Annotated in this window: 20 protein-coding genes and 2 tRNA genes; 3 read left to right on the top strand and 19 right to left on the bottom strand. The window is 43.3% G+C overall.

Going from position 1 to position 19,218, the window contains the following annotated elements; translation table 11 throughout:
* Window positions 1-145: 145 nt before the first annotated feature.
* The 3 genes from LOZ80_RS31635 to LOZ80_RS31625 are packed head-to-tail and all read left to right on the top strand — an operon-like array spanning window position 146 to window position 2,285.
* The gene (locus tag LOZ80_RS31635; protein WP_238168307.1) at window positions 146-676 is read left to right on the top strand and encodes an RNA polymerase sigma factor; all 531 of its coding nucleotides are present in this window, start codon (window positions 146-148) and stop codon (window positions 674-676) included.
* Window positions 673-1,110 (top strand): hypothetical protein, encoded by a 438-nt coding sequence (locus LOZ80_RS31630; RefSeq protein ID WP_238168306.1) that lies wholly within the window; start codon window positions 673-675, stop codon window positions 1,108-1,110. The genes LOZ80_RS31635 and LOZ80_RS31630 overlap by 4 nt, the downstream gene beginning before the upstream one ends.
* Window positions 1,107-2,285, top strand: coding sequence for a hypothetical protein (locus LOZ80_RS31625; protein WP_238168305.1), 1,179 nt, complete (start codon window positions 1,107-1,109; stop codon window positions 2,283-2,285). Before LOZ80_RS31630 ends, LOZ80_RS31625 begins: the two co-directional genes overlap by 4 nt.
* 267 nt (window positions 2,286-2,552) lie before the next feature.
* On the opposite strand, the gene LOZ80_RS31620 is transcribed toward LOZ80_RS31625, so the two are convergent.
* From LOZ80_RS31620 to serS, 19 genes are all read right to left on the bottom strand, one after another.
* Window positions 2,553-2,720, bottom strand: coding sequence for a small acid-soluble spore protein P (locus LOZ80_RS31620; protein WP_238168304.1), 168 nt, complete (start codon window positions 2,718-2,720; stop codon window positions 2,553-2,555).
* 17 nt (window positions 2,721-2,737) lie between these two features.
* Window positions 2,738-2,887 carry a hypothetical protein gene (locus tag LOZ80_RS31615; protein WP_238168303.1) on the bottom strand — a complete coding sequence of 50 codons (150 nt, stop codon included), beginning with the start codon at window positions 2,885-2,887 and terminating at the stop codon, window positions 2,738-2,740.
* Between the two features lie 21 nt (window positions 2,888-2,908).
* The gene (locus tag LOZ80_RS31610) at window positions 2,909-3,256 is read right to left on the bottom strand and encodes a hypothetical protein (protein ID WP_189020798.1); all 348 of its coding nucleotides are present in this window, start codon (window positions 3,254-3,256) and stop codon (window positions 2,909-2,911) included.
* Between the two features lie 166 nt (window positions 3,257-3,422).
* Window positions 3,423-7,580, bottom strand: coding sequence for a choice-of-anchor I family protein (locus LOZ80_RS31605; RefSeq protein WP_238168302.1), 4,158 nt, complete (start codon window positions 7,578-7,580; stop codon window positions 3,423-3,425).
* 184 nt (window positions 7,581-7,764) lie between these two features.
* A tRNA-OTHER gene (locus LOZ80_RS31600) sits at window positions 7,765-7,856 on the bottom strand.
* Window positions 7,857-8,041: 185 nt separating this feature from the next.
* Window positions 8,042-8,896 (bottom strand): hypothetical protein, encoded by an 855-nt coding sequence (locus tag LOZ80_RS31595; protein ID WP_238168301.1) that lies wholly within the window; start codon window positions 8,894-8,896, stop codon window positions 8,042-8,044.
* Window positions 8,897-9,810: 914 nt separating this feature from the next.
* Entirely contained in the window at window positions 9,811-10,035 is a 225-nt protein-coding gene (locus tag LOZ80_RS31590; protein ID WP_238168300.1) for a hypothetical protein, read from the bottom strand.
* 739 nt (window positions 10,036-10,774) lie between these two features.
* Window positions 10,775-11,140: a hypothetical protein gene (locus LOZ80_RS31585; RefSeq protein ID WP_238168299.1), complete on the bottom strand. Its 366-nt coding sequence runs from the start codon at window positions 11,138-11,140 to the stop codon at window positions 10,775-10,777.
* Window positions 11,137-12,558, bottom strand: a complete 1,422-nt coding sequence (locus tag LOZ80_RS31580; protein ID WP_238168298.1) for a hypothetical protein — start codon at window positions 12,556-12,558, stop codon at window positions 11,137-11,139. Before LOZ80_RS31580 ends, LOZ80_RS31585 begins: the two co-directional genes overlap by 4 nt.
* A gap of 197 nt (window positions 12,559-12,755) precedes the next feature.
* A complete protein-coding gene (locus tag LOZ80_RS31575) occupies window positions 12,756-13,577 on the bottom strand; it encodes a tyrosine-type recombinase/integrase (protein ID WP_238168297.1) in 822 nt (273 codons plus the stop codon).
* Between the two features lie 469 nt (window positions 13,578-14,046).
* Window positions 14,047-14,697, bottom strand: coding sequence for a BlaI/MecI/CopY family transcriptional regulator (locus LOZ80_RS31570; protein WP_238168296.1), 651 nt, complete (start codon window positions 14,695-14,697; stop codon window positions 14,047-14,049).
* Window positions 14,697-14,879: a helix-turn-helix domain-containing protein gene (locus tag LOZ80_RS31565; protein ID WP_238168295.1), complete on the bottom strand. Its 183-nt coding sequence runs from the start codon at window positions 14,877-14,879 to the stop codon at window positions 14,697-14,699. The genes LOZ80_RS31570 and LOZ80_RS31565 overlap by 1 nt, the downstream gene beginning before the upstream one ends.
* A gap of 194 nt (window positions 14,880-15,073) precedes the next feature.
* Window positions 15,074-15,316 (bottom strand): hypothetical protein, encoded by a 243-nt coding sequence (locus LOZ80_RS31560; protein WP_238168294.1) that lies wholly within the window; start codon window positions 15,314-15,316, stop codon window positions 15,074-15,076.
* 2 nt (window positions 15,317-15,318) lie between these two features.
* A complete protein-coding gene (locus tag LOZ80_RS31555) occupies window positions 15,319-15,522 on the bottom strand; it encodes a helix-turn-helix domain-containing protein (RefSeq protein ID WP_238168293.1) in 204 nt (67 codons plus the stop codon).
* Window positions 15,522-15,701 (bottom strand): helix-turn-helix domain-containing protein, encoded by a 180-nt coding sequence (locus LOZ80_RS39615; protein WP_443146991.1) that lies wholly within the window; start codon window positions 15,699-15,701, stop codon window positions 15,522-15,524. Before LOZ80_RS39615 ends, LOZ80_RS31555 begins: the two co-directional genes overlap by 1 nt.
* 538 nt (window positions 15,702-16,239) lie before the next feature.
* Window positions 16,240-16,527, bottom strand: a complete 288-nt coding sequence (locus tag LOZ80_RS31550; RefSeq protein ID WP_238168292.1) for a hypothetical protein — start codon at window positions 16,525-16,527, stop codon at window positions 16,240-16,242.
* 3 nt (window positions 16,528-16,530) lie between these two features.
* Window positions 16,531-17,580 carry a tyrosine-type recombinase/integrase gene (locus LOZ80_RS31545; protein WP_238168291.1) on the bottom strand — a complete coding sequence of 350 codons (1,050 nt, stop codon included), beginning with the start codon at window positions 17,578-17,580 and terminating at the stop codon, window positions 16,531-16,533.
* 137 nt (window positions 17,581-17,717) lie between these two features.
* Window positions 17,718-17,802: transfer RNA gene (locus tag LOZ80_RS31540), tRNA-Ser, on the bottom strand.
* Between the two features lie 83 nt (window positions 17,803-17,885).
* Window positions 17,886-19,166 carry a serine--tRNA ligase gene (serS, locus tag LOZ80_RS31535; protein ID WP_238168290.1) on the bottom strand — a complete coding sequence of 427 codons (1,281 nt, stop codon included), beginning with the start codon at window positions 19,164-19,166 and terminating at the stop codon, window positions 17,886-17,888.
* Between the last annotated feature and the right edge of the window lie 52 nt (window positions 19,167-19,218).

The following is a 19,218-nucleotide window of genomic DNA, read 5'->3' as shown; positions in this document are numbered from 1 at the left end:
AAAGGGGTCCAAACCTGGAGGGCAGCCTTCTGAATATTACCAAGACTTTTTGGATGCAACTGCAGGGATTACTGGAAGAGCCTTCGTCTATTCATGCGGAGAGGAGGAGAAGCTTATTCAGGAACATGCCCTAATAGAGCGCATTTTGAATGGCGATGAGTCAGCATTTCGTGAGCTGGTTACTGCTTATCGGCACTATGTGTTCCACACGATTTATGCGATTGTACGTCATACCAAAGATGCCGAAGATTTATCCCAGGAAGTATGGACCCGGATTTACTTCTCCCTCCCTCAGTACCAGAAGAAGGGTTTCAAAACCTGGATGACTCGCATCGCTGTGAATCGTGCCATTGATTTCAAACGCTCAGCCAGCAGGAAAAGAGAAGATATGACGGCTGAGATGGAAGAATCCGTACAAGCCTCGGAACCTGTTGTGCCTCATCAGCATGCGGTAGAGAATGAGGTCATCATGAATGAAACCGCTCAGCTTGTACGGACGCGACTGCATCAAATTCCACTTAATTATCAAGACGTACTAACGGCCTACTATATTCAACATCAATCCTATCAAGATATTGCCGATACCCAGGGCATTACCGTTAAAACCGTCGAGTCCAAGCTTTACCGAGCCAAACAGTGGCTCCGCAAAAACTGGAAGGAGGAGGATTTCTTGTGAATCATTACGACGAGCAAGCCTGGAGGAATTACTTGAATGCGTCATTGAGCGCTGCGGAGATAGACGCTATGGAGCATCATCTGTACAAATGCGACGAGTGTCTCGCTGTTTATATGGACTGCTTGGAGATGACCTCCACGACATTCCCTTTGCTAGAACTCGAAACCCAAGGGTATGTCGATGCGATTATCGCGCGAACCACGGGTACCAAGCGCTCTTGGTACCGCTCGACGATTCTGCATTATGGCATTGCAGCCGCTGCTACGATCATCTTGGTGGCTACCGGATTCTTTCATGGCTTATCTCAGGAACTCAATCCCTCTGCACTTCAGAAGAAGCAAGAAATGCCCGTTTCGGACGTATGGCTTAACAAGACACTCGGTTGGCTGGATACTTTACAAAATGGCTCTAACAAAGGAGGTTCTCACCCATGAATCCCATACAAAGCAAAAGCGGCGTAACCGCCTTCTTGCTTTCCATCATCCCTGGGCTTGGCCATCTATATATGCAGCGACTATTGCGCGCTTTCTTATATGCCGCCGGTTTTTTTGGCCCGCTCTTTCTTATATTCGTCGGCGTAACTCTCACCCGTTTGCCAGAAGAACTATTAGTTATATTGGCTCTGTTCGCCGCGCTCTCGTGGATCGTAAATATGGCCGATATGATCATCTATTTGCTAAGCTCACAGCCTTATCGCTCCCCCTACGGCGGCATGCCTAATCCCTACGATCCCCAGTCGCCGGAATGGGAATCTTCTCTGCCTGTCAATCCGTATGCCAATCAGTTGAATCAGCAAGAGCGGACTCGCGTCATGCTGCTCTCTTTCGTGCCAGGGCTCGGTCATTTCCAGCTTGGACTTATGCAGCGCGGCCTGACCGCCATGGTGTCCTTCTTCGGGATCGCCATTCTCGTCTTCTTCATTACGATCATGACGCACAACGAAGGATTTGTGGCCTTTCTGCTGGCTCTGCCAGTGCTCTGGTTCTACACCATGTTCGATGCCCTCAAACAGCAGGAGCGCAAGCAAGCAGGCCTTGAACTGGTCGATCGCAGCATGTTCGATGATTTTCATCTTGGCGATGAATTTGGCCGTAAAAACCGCACCTTAGCGACCATTATCGCCATTTTTCCCGGTGCTGCTCATCTGTACCTTTCCATGAATAAGCGCGGTATTCAGCTGATGGCCATCTTCCTATTCTCCATCTATGTCCTGGATGTCCTGAGGTTGTCCCTCTTCCTTTTTCTGATCCCGATTCTCTGGTTCTTCAGCTTTTTTGATGCTTTGCAGAGCATCACGAAGTATGAGAACGGCACCTTGGTGGATAAGCCGATTATTGAGAACTGGACCGCGCATCATCGCTCCATCGGCTTCGTCCTCATTTTGATGGGCGGATATTACGTCTTCAAAGAAATTGTGACTCAGTTCATTTATCAACTGTTCCCGCATTCGAATTATATGTACTGGTTTAATAGTTTTGGCCAAACTTTAATCGTAGCATTGATTCTAATCGGCGGCGGCATCAAGCTGCTTTTTTATCGCAAAGCTCACGCATTCCAGGCTGACCCTGCGGATTACCACCTCGACATAGACGAAAAAAAGAACCCCTAAGGGTTCTTTTTTTGTCGGCATTTATGATTTCTTTTAAAACATGTTACACGTAAACCTTAGGAAAATCTGCTTATAAAACACGGTAAGTGTCTTTGGCACATCCCCTCCAGCCTGATTATAACAGGTAGAAAAGTCCTCTTTGCAATGGTTGTTTCCCTTTCGCTGAATGCTCCAACGGAACCACACCTCTCTGCTTGCCGACAAATATAGTATGTCCCGCTTCCTGAATCTTAAACATAGGAAGCACAAATCTTTTTATCAAAATAATTAAATGCCGCCGTGTCCTTCTCCATGCTGATTCGCTCTGGAATGATTGCGGTTTTTGACCTTCTTGGAGCCCGATAGCGGCTCTTGATTCCCATTGTTGTCCCTGTTTTTGACAGAACCGTTATGAACAAGATTATCGCCAGCAGAGTATGATTTTTGTTTAGACATCGCTAACCGCCACCTCTCTAATTTTCTTCATGATTGAGCGCATCTTCATGACGATGGTCATTTACTTGCTGCTGATCTTGTTGTGCCTGATGACTGTTCACCGGACTATCTTCGAAGTCCTTCGCTACATTCTGCAAATTCTTATCGACAGCTTTTTGTTTGGTCATGGTTAAGTTCCTCCTCCGCCGCTAGGCGTGTGTGACTTTCTGCAAAGCTTGCGCACATTCATGAATATGACGGATGTAGTCGTCTACCAAATTCTGCACGACATCGCCGCGTTCATCAATGTGAGTTGTTCCTTGCTGCACGTCAGTCAGCTCAACCTTAACCTCTCTGTCGTCCACGTAGGTGACTTTAAAATCGATTGTGTAGCCCGTATGACCCGCTGCCATGATATGAACCCATAGGGCATTGGAATTGGCCTCATCGGCCCACACACGCGCCTGATCGGTTGGCTGCAGCGTTGTTGGAAGTACTCTTGCCCATTCGTTTACCAATTCAGCTTGGTTAATCGTCAGCTTATCTGTTTTGCTCATAGGTAACACCTCCACATGTATAAAATGCCGAGGCGCATCGTCTTTTATGCCTCCCAAAAAATGAGGATTCAGCCCAACAGTAAGTACCCGCTTCCCTGGTTAAACTACAAACAACTACCCCTAAACGGAAGATACTCCCGCATAAGAATAGTTGTTTGAGTTTTGTCTATTTCACCATCGTTTGTAAAAGCAATGCCAGCATTTTCGCTGCTTCCTGACGGGAAGCCGTTTCTTTCGGAGCAAAAAGATTGCCTGATTTACCAGAAATAATACCCGCTTGCTGCAAAGCTTTCGCAGCTTCAAGTGCATAAGCAGGAATGGATGCTTTATCAGCAAATTCGGTCGCTTGCACAGTTGCTTGTAACGTAACCTTCATTGAAGCAGCAAAACGTGTAATCATCGTTGCCATCTGCTCCCGTGTAATGCTCGCGCCAGGTGCAAACTCGCCTTCGCGAACTCCACCCGTAATGCCCTTAGCAGCTGCCCATTGAACAGCTTTGGCATAATAGCTGTCCACTTTGATATCGGTGAAAGCTGTCCCTGTGAACGAGCTCAAATCTGCCCCAGCTATGCGCGCTAGGATGAGGGCAAAATCCGCTCTGGTGATGGACGCTTCAGGAGCGAAAGAACCCTCGCTGACCCCCTTAATCACATCTCTGGATGATAAATACGTAATGTAGTCTTTGGCAAAACTAGCTGCTGTATCTTGGAAAGAAACTTTGTTGTAACCAACAGCATATTGCGAGAAGTGGGTTACTTTGAAGCTCAAAGTGCCTGTAGCAGGATCATAGTGGCTATTTGTAACCTTGGTAATTTCACCGTTATCCGTAATATAGAACGCGACAATTGCGTTGATGTCCTCGCCGGAAGCTGGTGTGTACGGAACTTGAACACTCGCTGTTCCACCGTTAAACGTAGAAACGATTTTACCGCCAGCCTGAATTGTAAAATCAAAGACCGGATGATTGCTCACAGCTGCTTCAACAGCTGTCTTGGCTGCCGGCGTCAGATTTTGGGTAATCGTCTTTACATCGGTTTTGGCAATTGTGATGGACACCTCGCCGCTTGTCGCAGCAGCGGAAACCGCCACTAACGCTTTGGAATCGAGTCTGACGGAACCAATTCCCGCTTCAATCTTCATATCTGTGCTGCCGCTTGCGACCTTTGATATGGCTTCAGCAGGAAATTTAATAACGGCTTGCTGGGAAGTGGGATCTACCGCCGCCTTAATTTCCAAAACAGTTGATTTCCCGGAACCAGAAATCTGGGAGATCGCCTTCATAGCTTCCGTCACCTGTGCGGCCGAAACATTGGCTGTAGAAGTACCCGAGGTATCTTTGGTAGCCGTTGTCTTAATCGTTGTCACTTGTCCGCTAGTCGTAGGTTTATCAGCCTCGGCTGGTGTTGCCACTGCAGGGCTGCCGTTGCCGCCTGTTGACGGGCTGGAAGAAGAAGTTACCGTAATCGCCGCCTCAGCTGTCCCGTATCCATCAGGACTAAGTGCTGTAATCACCGCGGTACCTGCTACAACTGGTGTAACCTTGCCTTCAGCACTTACAGTTGCAACAGCAGGATTCGATGATTTCCATGTTACCGTTCCTGCTGCCACAGCTTCTCCTGAGGCGTTAGTAACTGCTGCTGTCAACTGAATAGCAGCATTCCCTTCTGTAAAAGATAGCGCTGATTGGCTTAAAGCGATTTTTTGCACGTTAAGTTGATATACAGCTACCGTCCCGCCCACCTCATTAGCAACTAGAAGTAATGGGTTCCCATTGGGACTAGCAGAAGCTGGGATGAATTCAATCCCCTCTGGGCCTGTATCTGTATTCAGGTTGTCCTTAGGCGTGTATACACGGGAATTCGTATAAGACACAAACTGAGCATTCGCAGGATCCGTTACATCATATGTCATGATGCCTCCAACGCGCTCTAAGCCCACGAAGGCAAGGACTTTACTGCCTACCTTGCTCACTTTCACATCTTCTGGCTCAGGACCTTTCTTGGAGCTGCGGTCGTCCAGCGCTGTTTTGCTATTACTCGTGTTGAAATTGTTCGGCACGCGTTGTGATGTTATTTTCTCAAAATCGTTACCGCTGTCATATACTTGCTGCATGGTATTGGCTTGCCAGATAGAGAACGAGCGCCCACCGTACATATAAATACCATCATTCCCCATGTCACTGGCAACTTCAACACCATCATAGGTTGTTTTTCCTTGCAAAAAGATAGCAGCGGGTGAATTAGCTGCTAAGCTGGCTTTCATCGCTCCGATCGTACTGCCATTGGTTCTAACCCCCGGCCACTCCGTTACATCCCCTTCATTCGCCGTGAACAAATAGGAAGTTCCATTAATCGTATGACTGGAAATACCGTCAGGCATATACATGCCATAGAACGGTACATTTTCAAACTTAATTGCACCATCCTTCACAAGATCCAACGAGTTGCGGGGAAGGCTTAAATCCTTTAGACCCAGTCCCTTTACTGACAAAACTTTCTTGGCAGCAATATCCACCGTACCGATCGCATTATTTTCTTGAAAAGACACATAAGCTTTCGTGTTATCCTCCGATAAAGTTATATACTCCGGCTCCAAATCGAAGACAGCATCAGCTTTCTTTCCTTCCCCTGAAATGACCCCGGTTGTTGGATCGGATGCTCCTCGGATATGAACCTTATCATCAATAACGGATGTATCGGTAAATCTAACATGCGAAACGCTGTCATCTAACGTATCGACAATCGTGATACTGCCTTCAGGATCAACGCCACTTGTACGAGGCTCCCCCTCATTGGCTGTTAAAATATATCTGCCGTCCGGCGTCGATTTAATCATATCGGGCTGGATACCTGCTTCATACGTTTTGAGCACGACCCCATCGTAATCCATAACTAGGATTTTACCTGGCTTCTTCGAATCCAGCTCTTGAACCGACACGGATATACGCTTTGATGTGGTATTCACATCCACGCTCGTCAGGTCACCGTACAGAAAGCCTCCCGTTTCAACCAACTGTTTCATCGTTATGGTTTTTTCCTTCACAAGGCCTTTGACCAAATCCAAGCGCACAATTTCTAAACTTGGCGGGTTGCCCGACCCATTTACTAGATAAAACTTTTGATTGTCTTTATTGTATTTAACAATCTCCGCCACGCCGCCATCTTTATTCGTAACGCCAACAGAGTACTGAGCAATCTTAGTAATGTTAAGCGTGTCATTGAAAATGGCAGGTGCTTGCACGGTTAAAGAGAGATTCTGACCAAGCGCTGCCGTCAAGCTATCCGTCACTTTCACGTACACATTGGTCGTAACAGAGGAACCCTGGGCTGGTGTCCCAGCCACCTCTCCTGTGACGGAGTTTATGCTTAAACCCGCAGGCAAGCCAGTAGCGGAGAATGTATAAGGCGGCTTGCCTCCATACACGTTTACCATGACCGAGTACGCCGTTTGTTCATACGCGACAGGTAGGCTTATTGTGCTAAAACCCAGTTCGCCCCATGGACCGTATGCTCCATATTTAGGGCCCTTCGCCGCACGATCTTGATCGGTGGTGCCTGTTCCTGTAATATCGAACTGTGCGAAATCCAGCTTATTGTTATCTGTATCGTTCAGTGTTTTGCGGCGGACGCCTTTCTGCTTGGAGGTCCCTTCGGTGTCTCCTTTCGGATAATCAACTTCATAACCGTCAATATCCGTAAGAACGTTCGTGTTGTCCCCATCATTGCTTCCTGTTCCCAACATATCGACATAGCCTGCAGGTTTTGGATCATTGGCGAAAGGATTTTTATTAGACATATCCAATTTCGTTTGATTGCTCAGCAGAGCCACCTTTAGCCCTTTATTATTAATAAAACGCCCGCTCCACATTTGATCATACGTATTGGTCAAATTAAATTTCGGAGCCGCTGAACCCGTGGCTTGTCCGAGTACGAGGAACGAAGATCTGGCTTTAATCGTTCCCGTCAGATCTAACTTCTGCCAATCCCCGGTTGCTCCAGTTAAGGCGGGTGTTCCGCGGTCTGCGTATTGCAGAGACCACCCCTCTAGACTGATATCACGATCCGTAGGATTGTATAACTCTATGTAACCATGGGAGGACGCTGTATTTTTAGTATCAGTCGCTAGTCCGCCACCATACACTTGATTAATGAACACATGCGGTACAGTTACATCGTAGTTGCCTGCTGCATTGTAAGGCGTTCCCGGAGTTACTGTTACTTGGCTGACAACAGCCAAAGCTGGAGTGACTACCGCTGTCAAAGAACTCGCTGCTACAGCTGCCGATAGGAACACCGATATCACCTTAGTGCTAACCTTCTTCAATTGTTCTTCACTCTCCTCAGAATTGATAATCTCGTCAATTATAAGAAAAGCCCCATCTACTAAATACACACTTTGTGTAAAATTATTATGTTTTATTTGTAAAAGAAACAAAAAAATGCAACAAAAAAAGCCACACGATTCAAAGGAATCGCATGACTTCTTAGTTGGGGTATTACCATGGTTACGGAGAGGGTGGGATTCGAACCCACGGAGACCTTGCGACCTCGGCGGTTTTCAAGACCGCTTTTCACTAGAAAAGCCCCCCGACCCTTATCCTGACTGAGTTTATAGCACTTTATTGTTGAACCGCTACGGCGGTTTATGTTTAAGCGTTTAGTTTTACTCATGACCGTCTGACAGTTTCATCTTATTATTTTTCAAACCACGAGTCAACCTATAAAAAATCCACCCTCCACAAAAATGCAAAGGATGGAACAAAATTAATTAGTGCAATTTATGCTTTAGGCGCCTCTAGCATAATGAGCCGCGAGTACTGTTAACATCATTCCGTTCACTTCAAAATCTTCACCGTAAAAGACAGATAACTCGTAGTGAGTACCATCAGAAGAGAGTTTGGTTTCACCAATCCCTGTAAATACTACCCTTTTAACATCCGATAAATAGCGATTTATAAGATGGAATAACCCTGAAAATGTGGGACTGTTCACATGAAAGACCTCTTCAAACTTTACATGAATGTCTATGCCCTTTTCTACTATTATTATCTCCGCAGTAGAGCCAAGCAATTTAACATCCTTTACAAGTCCCATTATCAGACGTGGTCTCTTTTCATCCGAATCCTTTAACATATCAGGCGTTCTTTTAGGAAGATTCGGCCCACGAAACCCAGTTTTCTCTTCCCCTACAGTGATGTCCCCATTAACAAGAACCAATTTAGCAGAAGGTTGCGACGTTTTTTCAACCGTCGTAGGATTATTCCTTCTATTTACTTTTTTCAACCTCTGCTGTTCTCGTTCTTCCTCAGTCATATTATACTGTGCAAGAGCCTCCTTAAGTGCTCTTTTCTTTCTTTCAGGCGACAGTTCAACATTAATGAATCGGGTTGTGTCAACGCCTACTCTTCCACGCAATCTTTCAAAAGCGTGAATACAATTGGGGTCATGGTCATCACCATTCCATGTCTTTAAGAAGGGGCGCCTCCTATTGATATAACTCACTCTTGAGGGACAATTTGGAGTAGGACAGTATAAATAGTCCCTTAGAGTATTTTGATACAACTGAGAGTCAATTTGACTAGTTGTGTACTCCCGATTAAATTGTCCATCAACTATAAATCTTGCTGATAAAATAGCCATTGTACATTCCTGCCTTTCATAACCTTAATTTTATAGGCGAAAATATACAGGATTATGCCCAATTACCACCTATCCTCCTTGTCATTGGGAGATATATCAATGGAACATTATGTACATCAAGGGTGACTTTTTGCTCATTTTAATAATTATGTCTTGCTTTCAGAATGAACATTTGATATTATCTTAAAAGTAACCAACTTTAAAGATAACAACTCCACCAAGGTTGTATAATGAACAATATTAGTTTTGATGTTCCAGCATCAAAAACTATCAATGATTTTATCTAAATTACATAATCTAGTACTTTTCTGACCTTGATTTTACTATATCATGGTCTATTTGTGTTTGTCAACACACTAATGTTTTATTTGCCTCTCAAACGCACAAAAACGACTCTCCTTTGCATTTTAGAAGCATTTTAATATAAATACGCATCATTTAGTTAAAATGCCTTAAAATAGCTCTCAACGCCTTCTGGCATGATGCCGGATGAAACGAAAACGCGTGTTCTTATTACCTAAGATAGCTTTGTCCATCCATTTTAAAAGTACCTCCTTTACGCAATGAGATACTCAGAAACTATCATTGATTAGTTTATTGACACTTCTATATGCCTTTACTTACGAACTTTTTTGACGTTGAAATAAAAATGTGACTCCATTTTTATCCTTTATATAAGTCCGCCTCCGCATTAACCATCAATTCTGTTATTCCCATGGATATATCTGTAGCGAATGCCCTTAATGTCAATTCTATCAATCAATATTGAGTCCCCTTACCATAAAATTCATTTACATTAGCTCCCCCTGTAAGCCTTTCTAACTTGCTTCTGAAAGCAAAAATGTGCCACCTTTAAGAAAGGAGACACAGCTTTTATTAGTCCTTATACAGCTTTTTAACGGCTTTCATCTTACCTACTTAGGCTTAATGACAATAATAAATTTGGAAGGGTCAAGTGAAAATATTTCTTTTAAAGAGACTTCTTCTTCCTTAATCATGTCAATGAGGGAAAGACCGAGATACATTAATCTCCTAGATTCTGCTGACCTGTCTCCTGTTCCTAAAACTTCGAAATGCTCAAACAATTGTTTATCTTTTTGTCGCAAACTTATCGTCCATCGCACACGTTTCTCACTCATACTCTAAAATCCCCCGTGCTTTTCTTCGTACTTTGGTTTCTGAATCCATGGTTAAGTCATCGTTAACCTTGCTTCTTAATTAATCTTAAAGTCTTCCAATTAATAAAGCTTGTTATTACAGAAAGTACAACTGAAATACTAAGGACTATTATTAAAAGAACATTCATACTCCCCCCCCCCCTCCCTATAATTCTTCAAAAGTGATTCAATTCAACAAGCTAACAGTATCACGAATAAAATTAATTTACAAATTTTGTATTATGCTATATTAAAATGGTATTTACAATATAGTTTTTCTATTGTATGAACAACAAAAGAGCGATTCCCGTCCATTGTCAGGGTTGAAAACCCATGTACGTACACCGCAATTCCAGAATTTTTTTGTACGGATAAAACGAGGGTAAACTCCGCCGCGGCAACAAAAAACAATTCATTCGGTAAGGGGTGGGGTCTATAATGAAGCCATACAAGACCCGTAGAGCAAAACAAAAGAGCCACCCCTACTTGTGGGTGACTCAGCTTCATTCAATCCTTACACAGCCCATCAACGCCTCATATCGTGTCTTCCGCCGTTGGCTTGTATTGAGTGAGAGTCAATATTCGCTGATATTAAAATAAAGTTGTTTTCTCAAGAACAAAGTCCATGTGTATTCCAAATTTTCACCATGGGTCTGGCTACTGTGGACAATTTAAAACAAAATACCACCTTTGGGAAAAGGTAAGGTAGTATAGCAATAGCTTACCTTAAGACTTGATTATCATGTCTTCGAGAGTGATAATTCCTGAACTCTTTAAAATTTTCGCTTCCCCATTGCTTGTCCATAATCCCCCTTAATTCTCCTAAAAGAATTAGGGTTTCATCAAGACGAATCAGGTTTCCTTCAACAGGTACTGTTTCGATAGCATCTAAAAATTCATCCGAAGTAACTACTGACTTTACCTTAATAATTAAGTGATTAATTTTATTAGAAATCATTGCTGTAATCTTTTCAGTTGGTTTTTTCGTTGCCAGTTTGTTTATCTCTTGGTATACACTTTCTAATTGCGTAGCAATATTCCTGTGATCTGTATAAGTTTGTTCTTCTATTATTGGTTTTTTTATCATGCTTCCTCCACAAACTTTCTGTACATTTGGTTTATATAAAGAGAAGGATTCAATCCTTGTTGAAAGTTATCCAACATCTGAATTATATCCTCATCAGTAAACGTCAGTATAACCTTCTGATCTTGATTAAATCTTCTGTAAGCCCTTTGAACATCTAGTTTATCTTTCTTCCTTGCAATTAATATCCCGAATTTCCCAACTTTGTCGTTAAGTCTATTAGAGATTTGGAAATACTCTTCGTTATTTAAGTCCTCCATGTTCTTTAGTTCAATGACGATAATAATACTTCCATGCTTCGTTTTTATATCGTTCCAAAAACCATGATTCGCCGAGTTATAAAAGGTAATATCAATAATTTCTCTACCATCTACAGTCGTTACTTGAGAATGGGGGTCAGCTAGTGGTGGTGAAAATAATGTTGTTAAAATCCTAAGCAATAAGGATTCGTATTTTTTTGCATCTTTATTTCCTGGTCTTATTAATGCCAGTTCATCTTTAAACTCTTTAGCAGTATTTCTAGTGATATCAGTTCCCTCCACAGAGTCTAGATCAACAGGAACAACCGTTTCATGTGTTGTTCTATCTTTCTCTTGTAAATACTGCTTCATTAGCTCGGGTTGTTCATGCAGAACTTCTACAACAGTTTTTTTGCAGAAATTATACTTCTCATTTATTTCCTTCCACGTAATCTTTGGTTCACGACCTATGGCACGAACAGATTTTTCCACTTCTATATCCCTTAAAATATATCTGTAAGTTGTATTCCAAAAGTCTTTGTAATCAATATCCTCAAATCTCCGAACTACCGCCTTCGGGACTAGCAGGATTGGATAACCTGTATTTGGATTGACTGGCAATTCTACATGTTGGTCATCCCAATCATGCTCTTCCCAGTCGAAGACATGTCCTAGGGAAAGACCCTGAACCATTGGGATGTTATGCATTTTACACTGCCGCTGTGTATAGTCCACAAAAAAAGGCTTTGCAATATTTGTACACATGTCACTTACCATGTCAAATCCAACACCTTCAATCAATAATTGCATCTCAGCTAAGTGGCTTACTCCATATTCGAGAATGTTAGGATTTGAGATAATCTCTCGGTAAATAATCTTACCTCTTGAATCACCCATACCTCGCCCTTTATGCGTTCCCGAACTAACGCCTAGCATTGTTTCTTCAACCTCTGGGAAATGTAACATCCTTTGAGCGACGTCATTACGCCCTAATCTTATTTGTTCAATCGCAATGCTAAAGAATTGTCGAATCGTTGAATGTACTGCTTGATACTCTGGATTACCGCTTTTATAGAATAAAAAGGGGTCGACATAAAGTTGCAAGTCCTCATTCAAATTTGGTATTAGAAAATCAACCTCCGGCTGATGGAACGGCAACCCGAATACTTGGTTTAATAGCAACGGCTTCTACTCCCCTAACATGTTCCCACATAAATCTCTTATTTCTATTATACCACAATTTGGAATAATACTTCTGAGCAAATTTCCCCATCGGTATGGTGAAAGAACTTTATCTGTAAATGTTGCATCTAAATGGCTAGTAACAAAACGCCAAAGAAGTGCCACCTAATTTAATTTTAAGGTAGCACTTCTTTGCATCAATCTTTATACAGCCTTTCAACGGCTCTTAGCTTATCTTCTTCTGTTGGTTTAGAATAGCGTAATATCATGTCCGCTGAGTTATGTCCACTCAGCGATTGAATGACTGCAATATCCTCATTTGCCCTGACAAGCCCAGTTATAAAAGTATGACGTAGTTGGTGAGTGTGAATGTCATGTTGCTCTAATAGGTGCTGAACGCTTCTAACGCTAATTCGCTTGTCTCTATTACTAATAAACAAGGCTTCGTTATCGTCTGTCCTTTCCTCAAGGTATTTATTAATAGCCCACCTTGCATCAACGTCTAGGGGCAATTTACGGGCTTTGTTTCCTTTACCTGACATTACCCTCAACTCGCCTTTACGTTCGCTTAGGTCAACGTCTGACCTGTCTAGTGCGACCAATTCGGATACCCTCAAGCCCGTATGAAGTAAGGTCATGACGATAGCATAATCTCGTTTGTTTCCGCTTCGGTTTACCTCACGCTCAAGACGTTTCCTCTCGAGCTTGTCTAGTGCTTTTGGGGCGGTCTGCTTGTAGTCAGGGGCTTTAATAATATGTACTTCCTCAATGCAATCTAGCTTCTTAGCCCACCTACAAAATTTCTTAATGGCACTGTAGACTTTGTTAATGGTAGCGGCGGTTTTCTTCTTACATGCCATGTATGTAACATACTGTTGAACGTCAGTACGGCTAAAATGCTCTAAAGTAGTTCCGCAACCATCAAGCCACAGGCTGAACTGTTGCAGAGCATGGCGGTAGGTCTTTACCGTTGCTACGCTCTTCCCCCGTAAACCTTCGATAATAAATTCGTCTAACATACTTATCTCTCCCCATAAAAAAGGCTTAAATAATTCTACGCAACATTTTCAGCCTGTTATTTGCCCGATTTGCCCCGATATGGGGGAACTTATAGGCTGATAATAGCATAGAATTACTATTCCACGCAATAATTCTACGCAATAATAGAAGTGGGGGAAATAAGTTTGTAGGAGGGGCGGTGGCTCTGCCGTATCTCATTTGGGAAGAATGATGTAAAAACAACTTCATCCAAGAACTGAGCGAAGCGAAAACCTCGTCGCCGACATGCGGCGTGTTTTTTGGTGTTCTTAATCTCTTTTTCTTTAAGTGTCTTTAATATCTTTATAAGTGTAAGTAATAGTGGGGAACATTTTTCCGCTGAGGTCGCAAGTTCGGGGAATTATTTTCCTCTATGGAAAACCGTCAACGGAAAGATTTGCCGCTTTGATAGGCAATCTTTTCCCCTTTTAAAGGGGAAAGTAATTCCCCTTACTCTACAGCTTCGGAGTCACTCTTTAACTTAGATGCCTTTTTGTTGGCGGCTTCAAGGACGAAATCCAATAACTCATCTTCAAAGCCAGATAAAATATTGTTATAGTCATCGGGGAATTGCTTCAGTTTCAGTACATACGGCTCGTAGAATTTCTCTTTCTTGGCTTCCTTAGCCAAGGTGTCTACTACTGCTTCTCTCCATACACGACAGCCTTCGTCTCCCACAGATTGAATCCATTCTTCAGCTTGACGTAGTCCTGATCTGTAGTAGTGGCTTTTTACAAACGCATGGATAAATTCAGAGAGAATAAGGTAGGGGTTGTCCTTGAGATTTTCGAACGTGTAGACATTCGACCTGCCCTGCTTGCTCACCTGAAGAAACTTCTTCTCCGCAAGTTTCTTCACGCACGTTCTTACCGTTCTTTCAGAGATACCCAGTTTCAATGAAACCAAGTCCATTGCTATTTGGCATTTCCCATCATCCTTAGCCCACGAGTACAGTTCGAATAGAACTAGCTTCTCATTTGCTTCAAGATAATAGCACCTTTTGACGTTTTCGGGGATAGTTAAATATCTGTCTACATTCGGTGTTATGTGACTGCCTCTTGCCCCTTCATATATTATATCATCAATGAATTTCTTCGCCATTATTTCCGACCCCTTCTTTGGATGTACTCTGCAATGGCTAAGCGGCTTATCATGTATGAGCAGGTCTTACCTTCGCCAAACTTAACAGCATTAAGCTGACGCGTTTGTATCGCCCTTAAAATCGTTCTTTGGCTGACTCCTGCAACCTTAGCGGCTTCTTTACGGCTGTAAATCTCTTTCATTGTCATATCCCCCTTGAATTGTTATAAGTTAGTGACAGTTGAGGGTAAAAAAATAACCCTCACAAGCTAGTCATCGTTGCATGAGGGGGTTAAGTTGCGAAAGGAAGTGCTTATAATAAAGGCACGTCGCTTTCTTTATTGCCCCTGCCTTCACTCAGCAGGGGCTTTCTTGCATCATTGGAGCAGTATTCAGCTTACTCAGCATTCGGTACGACAAGCGTAGTATCATAACCCTTTTCTTGAAGCACTTTGACTAGGTGGGCTTCCTCAACTAAGTAAGGGTATCGACCATACCCTCGCTTGTTATTGGGTACTCTACAGGCTTGCAGGGAACCGCTTCTTACCCAAGTCATTACAGTTTCTTCACTCACGAACCGTCCACGATTAGAAGCCGATAGTTTATGAGCAATTGTTGCTATAGTGTAGAGTTTTTCCACTCTTATCGTCTCCCTCCCTCGATTGCTTGCTCTACAAACAACTTTAAATCTGCTTCTCTAACACGCCACAAGGAGTCAGCTAGTTTCATTCCTTTAATTCGCCCCTCGCGGAGCCACTTGTAACACGTCTGCATTTCAATGTTCAGGAGTATTGCTACTTCATCGGCGGAGTACAACTGACCAAGGTAAGTTTTCATATCTTCCATTATTGTTGACCTCCTGTAGTGTTATTGAGGATGAAGTTCCTCAGACTTTCTTGTGGTACTCGAATACTGCCGCCTACTTTTACGCTAGGTAGAGTAGCGTTTTGGCACATGTTGTACACCGTGGTGTAAGATAACTGGAGGATATCCATCGTCTCTTTAATAGTGAATAATCGTTCCATTTGAACTGCTCCTTTCATTCGTGATTTTGTTACAGTCACATTATAAGAAAGCCGTTTGCAAAATTAACAAAGATACGTTGAAATATCATACAATCTCTAATTATCTAATTAGTACGGGTCATATTAATTCAAGAAGGGGAGAGGGAACGAAGATAACCATTTTCATTGAAAATTAGGGTATTTCCGCATACTAATTTTAGTTCAATGTACAGGTTATAGCAGGGTATAATACCATTTTGGAGTTTGGGAGTAGAGGAGAATTTAGGGTATAAAGATACAACACAAAAAGCCCAACACACAGTGATGTGTCAGGCTATAAGAGTTTGGGCGGTTACTCAGAAGACGAAACAATATTCTTGTGAGCCGCGCAGTAGTATTTCTCCATCCGTAGTAACACTAAATCAACTTTTAGCGTATGTTCAGTGTCGTAAACAGCAAGTAATATTTTGTTTGTTCAATACCGCCCCGTTCTCATATGATGGAAACCAAACAACTTCTGGATAACGATTTGGCATCTCCCCCTACTTGACTGCAAAGCTTATCTTCTTGTTCGACAAGAATTTCGTAATTCTCCATGCTGATTTTCTACCTCCGCCTCATTAAACGATAGCAAGATAGCCGACCGCTCCGCCCTCAGGCGCTCAATATCGGCTCTTATGGCTTCTTTACGATCTGGTAATGTGTCATTGCAGAGATGTTCTTTAACAAGGCATAAATGGGCTTGTATGATGGCTATTAATTTGTCTGATGACTCATCATCCATAATCCATAATAAGCGGTTGTATGAAATGGTAGCGTCAAATATCTCATTAGTCTCGTTACTCATCGTTTAGTCCCCCTTCATGAACTTTTCATATTGCCCACGAACATCGGCGTTATCCTGATTAACGTAACGGTTGGTCATTTCTAAAGTGGAATGTCCAAGCAAGCGGCGTAGAGAAAAAGGGTCGCCAGTTGCTTTTATGTAACGAGTAGCAAACGTATGTCTAAAAGTGTGGGGGCTAATGCGAACACCTGTAATCTTAGCCTTTTTGCCAATGGCATTTATGCGTTTGCTTGCCCATTCTTTATCTAAGGGTTGACCAAACTCATTGAGGAACAAATTGGGGACTTGTCCGTTCTTCTCATGCCAAGCAAGGTAAATAGCAAGCATTTCTTGTGTTCTTTTACCAAAGTAAACCGTCCTTGCCTTACGTGTCTTGGCTGACTCAGCGCGGATAGTTACAGAGCGATTCTGTAAATCAACTTCCCCTACAGAAATCCTCAAACATTCTCCAATACGAACTCCTGTATCAAATAGAAAAGACATTACTAATGCATCACGTAATCCAGTAAGGGTTTTAAGGTCACAACATTCAAATAATCGCCGTTCCTGTGTCTTACTGATTACTTGAAATTCTTCTTCTGGCACCTTTAATAAATGAACATTGTCAAAAGGGGACTCTTTAATAAGCCTTTCGCTCATAGACCAGTTGAACATTGCCTTGATTGTTCTCAACCTAATGTTTATTGTTGAGGTTTTTAGCTTTTGGGCGGTCAGCATATAAGAAATCCATGTGCGTATTACGTCTCGATTTGGTACAAAGTTATCGAGACCGCTGTACTCTAAAGCCAAGAAGCGGCGTAGCCAATTCATATGCTTCCTGTAATCCTCTAGAGTTCGTTCTGCCGCTCCTGCCGCTTGCCTAGCCGAATAATAACGGTTAAACAATTTATCTAAAGTCAAAACATCGTGTAGTGGCTTCTCTGCTTCTTGGGGGGTATGGTGGGGTGTTTCTAAGACCGCTTCGGTGAGACGGTCTAAAAACCGCTGAGGTATATCTAAATTATTCTTTCTTTGCCCACGTTTACGGCTTGTTTTCACTGTATTTTCGCTCATAAGTCGTTCCTCCAGTTGGATTCTAGTCCAACGGTCATGAACACAAAAAAACGCACCATACCGTTTATTCAACAGTACAGCGCGTTTCAGTCAATTATGCCCCGATAGCAGTAATCTATGGGGTATTACCATGGTTACGGAGAGGGTGGGATTCGAACCCACGGAGGCTTGCACCTCGGCGGTTTTCAAGACCGCTGCCTTAAACCACTCGACCACCTCTCCACGATAGGTGTCTCCCAGTAAGGAGACAACCTTGTGCAGTGACAAAAAGCATTGTAGCATGAATTCTAGGGTAGAATCAAGTGCTATTTTTTTGTGATCACTTTTATGCCATTCATGTAAGGAATAAGGACGTCCGGAACAACGATCGAACCGTCCGCTTGTTGGTAATTCTCAAGGATCGCGGCCACCGTGCGACCAAGCGCCAAGCCTGATCCGTTCAATGTATGTACGAATTCCGGCTTCGCCTTCGCATCGCGGCGGAAGCGAATATTAGCTCTGCGAGCTTGGAAGTCCTCGAAGTTGCTGCATGACGAGATCTCACGGTAAGCGCCGCTGTTCGGCAGCCAGACCTCTAGATCGTACGTTTTCGCGGATGTGAAGCCAATATCGCCAGTGCACAGAGACAACACGCGGTACGGCAGCTTCAATAGCTGCAAGACGCGCTCAGCATGCCCTGTAAGCTTCTCTAGCTCCTCATAGGAGTCTTCGGGTTTAACCAGCTTAACAAGCTCAATTTTGTTGAATTGATGCTGTCTGATTAAGCCGCGGGTATCTCTGCCCGCAGATCCCGCTTCCGAACGGAAGCAAGCACTGAAAGCCACGAAATTCACCGGCAGCTGATCATTCGTTAGAATATCTTCGCGGTGATAATTGGTCACCGGAACTTCTGCTGTCGGAATCAGGAAATAATCCGAATCCTGTATTTTAAACACATCTTCCTCAAACTTAGGAAGCTGTCCCGTTCCCGTTAAGCTGTCACGGTTTACGATATAAGGAGGCAGCATTTCTTCATAACCATGCTCATCACTGTGCAGGTCCATCATGAAGTTAATCAAAGCCCGCTCCAACCTGGCCCCAAGGCCTTTGTAGAAAACAAAACGCGAACCCGTCACCTTCGCAGCTGCTTCGAAATCCAGAATGCCCAGTTCCTGCGCAACTTCCCAATGCGGCTTCACTTCATAATCGAACTGTGGAATCTCGCCAATACGGCGAAGCTCTACATTCTCTTCTTCTGTACGGCCTACAGGAACGCTTGCATGGGGCATATTCGGGATGGAGAGCAGTACCTGTTGCAAGGACTCGTCCAACACGCGAATCTCGTCATCGAGTTCTTTAATGCGGTCTCCGACGACCTTCATTTCTTGAATCAAATCATCCGCATTCTCACCGGATCTTTTGCGACCGGCAACCTCTTGCGACACGGTATTACGGCGATTCTTGAGCTGCTCCGTCTCTTGCAGCAGCTCTCTCCGCTTAACATCCAGCTCCGTGAAGCCGTTAAGCTCTTCAATCTGTTTCCCACGGTTTTGCATTGCAGCTTGTACCGCTGCCAAATCACTGCGTAGTAACTTTACATCAAACAAGGAGATTCCTCCGTTAGCGCAAAATGGTTAGAATATGGAAGCAAGCACCTTT

It is taken from the genome of Paenibacillus sp. HWE-109 (genome assembly GCF_022163125.1).
Lineage (GTDB): Bacteria > Bacillota > Bacilli > Paenibacillales > NBRC-103111 > Paenibacillus_E.
The sequence above is the reverse complement of the archived record's forward strand: the minus strand, read 5'-3'. Positions and strand labels throughout refer to the sequence as shown.